4 protein-coding genes are annotated in these 4,919 nt (G+C 64.7%); 3 read left to right on the forward strand and 1 reads right to left on the reverse strand.

The window, feature by feature from the left end; translation table 11 throughout:
- Positions 1-305: 305 nt before the first annotated feature.
- From FV228_RS20240 to FV228_RS20250, 3 genes are read left to right on the forward strand one after another with little or no spacing between them, the layout of a single operon-like run.
- Entirely contained in the window at positions 306-1,901 is a 1,596-nt protein-coding gene (locus tag FV228_RS20240) for a flavin monoamine oxidase family protein (protein ID WP_147856259.1), read from the forward strand.
- Positions 1,898-2,323, forward strand: a complete 426-nt coding sequence (locus FV228_RS20245) for a cytochrome c (protein WP_147856260.1) — start codon at positions 1,898-1,900, stop codon at positions 2,321-2,323. The genes FV228_RS20240 and FV228_RS20245 overlap by 4 nt, the downstream gene beginning before the upstream one ends.
- Positions 2,320-2,817 (forward strand): RidA family protein, encoded by a 498-nt coding sequence (locus FV228_RS20250; RefSeq protein ID WP_147856261.1) that lies wholly within the window; start codon positions 2,320-2,322, stop codon positions 2,815-2,817. The genes FV228_RS20245 and FV228_RS20250 overlap by 4 nt, the downstream gene beginning before the upstream one ends.
- A 561-nt stretch (positions 2,818-3,378) precedes the next feature.
- Here FV228_RS20250 and FV228_RS20255 read toward each other — a convergent pair.
- Positions 3,379-4,371: a hypothetical protein gene (locus FV228_RS20255; RefSeq protein WP_147856262.1), complete on the reverse strand. Its 993-nt coding sequence runs from the start codon at positions 4,369-4,371 to the stop codon at positions 3,379-3,381.
- Positions 4,372-4,919: the final 548 nt, after the last annotated feature.

Here is a 4,919-nt window from a genome sequence, read left to right on the forward strand (position 1 = left end):
CCTTCCGGGGATCGCGCGGCCGGCCGGCGGGCTCCTTCGTGGCCGTGGCGACGCCGCCGCATCTCGGGATGAGGACCCGGACCGGAAAGACTATCTCGGGCGATCCCGGCGCGATCCGAAGCAAGACCACCGGGGGCGATGAGTTTTCCGCGCCTCACATCCGCTTAAGTTGCAAGTCCGAGAGCGCATTCCATCGGCTGGACGCTGCGTCCGGCGCGCTTCATTTGCATGGCTCCAAACTTGGCCTCCGACTTGCTTAGCCTGCCCCGTCCTGGACGCATCCGGATCGGGAGACGGGAAGCGAGATGGCAGAGGCATCGGGGTTCAGTCGGCGCACATTGATTGCGATGGTCGGCGCCGCCGCCGGGAGCGGGGCGGCCTATCAGGTGATGACCAGCCTCGGGTTCGCCGAGGAATCGCCCTATCGCGGGCCGATCCGGCTCGACGGCGATCCCAAGGGCGCCTCGGTGCTGGTCCTCGGGGCCGGGCTCGCCGGCATGACCACGGCGCTGGAGCTGCACCGGGCCGGGTACCGGGTGCAGATCCTGGAATACAACACCCGCGCCGGCGGCCGGAACTGGACGCTGCGCGGCGGCGACAGCTACACGGAACTCGGCGGCGAAACCCAGCGCTGCGCCTTCGACGCCGGCCTCTACCTCAACCCCGGCCCCTGGCGGATTCCCTACCACCACCACGGCGTGCTCGATTACTGCCGCCGGCTCGGGGTGGCGCTGGAGCCGTTCATCCAGCTCAACCACAACGCCTTCGTGCACAGCGCGACCGGTTTCGGCGGCAAGCCGCAGCGGATCCGCACGGTGAAGACCGATCTCGACGGCGCCACCGCAGAGCTGCTCGCCAAGGCCACCCGCAAGGGCGCGCTGGACGCGCAGGTCTCCAAGGAGGACCAGGAGATCCTGATCGAGGCCCTGCGCTCCCTCGGCGGCCTCGACGAGAACCTCGCCTATCGCGCCGGGCCTGAGTCCTCGGAATTCCGCGGCTACGCCCACGATCCCGGCGGCGGCCTCTCGGCGCGCCCGGTCGACGGCGAGCCGATGGCATTGCACGACATCCTGACCTCGCGGCTGTGGCGCGGCCTGCAGAACTTCCTGCTCTACGAGTTCCAGACCACGATGTTCCAGCCGGTCGGCGGCATGGGCCGGATCGGCGAGGCCTTCGCCCGCGCCCTGCCGCCGGACACGATCCGGTACGGCGCCAAGGTCACGCAGATCGCCCAGGATGGCCACGGCGTCACCGCCACCTACCAGGATCTGGCTCATGGCGGCGCGGTGCGGCAGGCCCAGGCGGATTGGTGCGTCTGCGCCCTGCCGCTGACGGTGCTGAGCCAGATCCCGACCCAGGTCGGCCCGACGATGAAGGCCGCCATCGACGCGGTGCCCTACGCCTCGTCGGTGAAGGTCGGGCTGCAATTCAAGCGGCGGTTCTGGGAGGAGGACGAGCACATCTTCGGCGGCATCTCCTACACCGACCTGCCGATCCGCCAGATCGCCTATCCCGCGACCGGCTACAATGCCGGCGGCAAGGGCGTTCTGCTCGGCGCCTATACCTGGAACGGGCCGAACTCCTACGAATTCACGGCGCTCAGCCCCGCCGAGCGGGTGCGCCGGGCGGTGGCCTACGGCAGCCAGATCCACCCGCAATACCGCACCGAGTTCGAGACCGGGATCGCGGTGGCCTGGCACCGGGTGCCATTCACCCTGGGCTGCGCCGGCGACTGGACCGACGAGGCGCGGGCCCAGCACTACGACAACCTCTGCGCGATCGACGGGCGGATCATGCTGGCCGGCGAGCACGCCTCGTATATCCCGGCCTGGCAGGAGGGCGCGATCCTCTCGGCGCTCGACGCGGTCACGCGGCTTCACAAGAGGGTCCTGGCGGCATGAGTGTGTCTTCGATCACCCGAATCCTGGCGCTGCTCCTCGCCACCGGTACCGGCGCCGCCGCGCAGGAGCACGCCCTCCACGCGGCCGTCCCGTCGGCCGGCCCGGCGATGAGCGAGGGCAAGACCTTCACGGAGTCCGGGGGCGCGGCGCTCTACGCCCAGGTCTGCGCCGCCTGCCACCAGGCGGGCGGGGAGGGCGCGGTCGGCGCCGCCGCCTATCCGGCGCTCCGGCACAACGAAAAACTCTCCAGCGCCGGCTATCCCGTCACGGTGATGCTGTACGGCCTGCGCGGCATGCCCCCACTCGGGCGCATGATGAGCGACACCCAGGTCGCGGAGGTGGTGAACTACGTCCGCACCCATTTCGACAACCCATACGGCGACGCGGTCGCCCCCGAGGATGTGAAAGCGGCACGGCCATGATCGAACGGACCCTGATTTCCACAACCCTCGCGCTGGCCCTGCTGGCCGGGCCGGCTTCGGCCGAGGACATCACCCGGCACCCGATCCCGGGCTCGGACTTCCCGATCTCGGAGGCGGTCGAGGTGCCGGCCGGGCACGCCACCGTCTATCTCAGCGGCTTCGGGCCGGCGGTGACCGACCCCAACGCCGAGAAGAACACGGTCGCCGCCTTCGGGGATACCCGCGCCCAGACCGCCTCGACCCTGGCCTCCATCGAGGCGGCCCTGAAGCGCCGGAACCTGTCGCTGCGCGACGTGGTGAAGATGACGGTCTTTTTGGTCGGCGACCCGGCCAAGGGCGGGCGGATGGATTTCGCCGGATTGATGGAATCCTACCGCGAGACGTTCGGTACGGCGGCCCAGCCGAACCTGCCGACCCGCTCGGCCGTGCAGGTCGCGGCTCTGGCCAATCCGGGCTGGCTGGTGGAGATCGAGGTCACCGCCGTGCGGCCGTGACGGGACATTGCGCAAGCCGCCCGGACACCCGCCGCGTCACCCCGGGGCCGCGCCACGGCGCCCGGGATGAATCCGGTTCCGGACGGATGACGCGACCGGCTCCGTCATGGCGTTCAGCGCGGCGCCCCGGGATGGCCGGGTTGCTGTCGGAACGGCCTCGGTGAACAGGCGGGACGCTCCCTGTCCAACCCGTTGCGGACACCTTGAAACGGCGGGCTCTCACTCCGTGATTCAACGCGCGCCGCCGAACCCGTATCCTCCTCGGCGACGCGCGCTCGGAGCCTCGGTTGCTCTGCAGCATGCGCGCGAACGCCGGAATGCGCAGTTTTTTACTTGATACTTCAATATAAACGAGACGAATTTCGATCCGTCCTGTTTTTTGAAAACTACGACCCTGCTGGTGACCGAGCTTCGTTCGTCGGCCGCGCCATCATCCGCCCTGAACGGCTGTCGCTTTGGGCGCACCCTCAAGGATTGTCGGCGCTCGGTCCCAGCCGCCCCGGGGAAATTCCATTCCCGGCAAAAGCCCGTCAATGTCACCGAGCCCAGAGATGCGACACGTCATACGTTCAGATACGGCTTTCTCTTGGTGACCACTTTATCAAATCGCGGTAAGTTCTCGCGCCACAAAGCCGCTGCTTGTTGTGTCGGCGATAGATCTGAAACCAGATCTCTCATTTTATCCGGGGAGAACGGCGGATTGGGGCAAAAGTACGGGGTCAAGGGCCGGCTGGCGTAGTAGTTGTAAAACAAGGCCCTGCGATTTTTGCCTGTCGCAGGCTTACCCCTGTGGTAATATTGCGATGTATCGCAAAATATGACCGATCCCGCCGGACCTGTGAAGGTTGTGATGTCGAAATCGATCTTGCCCTCGTTTCGCGCGTGCATCAGTTTCTGCTGCTTGAAGCCTCGTGATTTTTCGAAATCGGGGGTCTTACGCTGCAAATGAAGAATTTCAAACGGGCCGTCGTCGTCGCCGACATCATTCAGGTAGACGGCAACTTTCACCATCGGGCTGTCTTCGCTATCTTTATGCCAAGTTCTCGCGCCCCTCTCTAAACCATCGGCAACAGTGAAAAATATATCCACGCCCCCGAACGCGACGGGGAGCTTCAGATAATGCTCGATGATTTTTAGAAACTTGATCTCCAACCCGGCGCAGAAAATGGTCTTGAATTGATCCATCGAAGATGGATGTGCGCCGAGTAGCTTTATGATATCGATATTCTTGCCTGTTGCGATGTAGGTCCGTTCCGTCAGATCATAAATCTCATCGGCGGCCGCGCGAAAGCGGCTCGACCTGAAGGATTCGAATGAATCCGCGTCGGCTCTGCAGAAGCCCTGCTCATTCAAAGTCTGCGCCAGCGACGCCTCTTGATGCGTCAAGGTCGGCAATTCGTGACTGTGGGCCTTGATGAAAGCGGCCCGGCTATCGATCGATCTGCGCTTGATCGGACCGAGCGAGTAGACCGAGTGCGTTGTCTTGGATGGCCATTGTGCAATACGATGAAAGATCTTGTGTATCGTGAGAGCGGTCTTTCGCATTGCTTCCATGTGGCACCCGTTATTGCGAAGTTAGGCGCGCGATAGCTGAGGGTCCGCCGCTTCTGCTTTCCACCCATGTGTCCAGAGTATACACAACTCTGAATGTTGCAATTTTTGTATTTTAATACCAACTCAAAGTGTTTTTATTTGATTTACGTTAAATGTCAAGCTCAAATAAGTGGTCCTGGAACCTAAATCTCACTCCGACGATCGCTATTGCCGATGTGTCTCAGGTGGATCGGTTCACGATCAATCTTCCGCGCCTGGGACCGCTTGGCCAGATCGCAAACATTACGGCGTTGCAGGCGGATTGACCGGATCGGGTCGGTCTGCGGCAGTCCGCCGGCCCGCGGCGCCCCAGGGAGGCGGATTTCGCGGCACCGCGCGACCGAGGCCGCGCGTGAACGCTGGTCCCGACGGGAGATTAGCCCGCCTCGTCGGCCCGATCGCAATCCGATCTCAAGACCTTGCGCGGGCTGACCCCGGACCCTGTTCCTACCGCAGACCCGCCCTCGGCTCGGCCGCCCAAGCCGCCGCGTCGTCCCCGAGCCGGCGGG

The organism is Methylobacterium sp. WL18 (assembly GCF_008040015.1).
Classification (GTDB): domain Bacteria; phylum Pseudomonadota; class Alphaproteobacteria; order Rhizobiales; family Beijerinckiaceae; genus Methylobacterium; species Methylobacterium mesophilicum.

Excerpts from the sequence above, each read along its gene's own strand:
- FV228_RS20240 (WP_147856259.1), top strand. The coding sequence starts at position 306 with ATGGCAGAGGCATCGGGGTTCAGTCGGCGCACATTGATTGCGATGGTC.
- FV228_RS20245 (WP_147856260.1), top strand. The coding sequence starts at position 1,898 with ATGAGTGTGTCTTCGATCACCCGAATCCTGGCGCTGCTCCTCGCCACC.
- FV228_RS20250 (WP_147856261.1), top strand. The coding sequence starts at position 2,320 with ATGATCGAACGGACCCTGATTTCCACAACCCTCGCGCTGGCCCTGCTG.
- FV228_RS20255 (WP_147856262.1), bottom strand. The coding sequence starts at position 4,371 with ATGGAAGCAATGCGAAAGACCGCTCTCACGATACACAAGATCTTTCAT.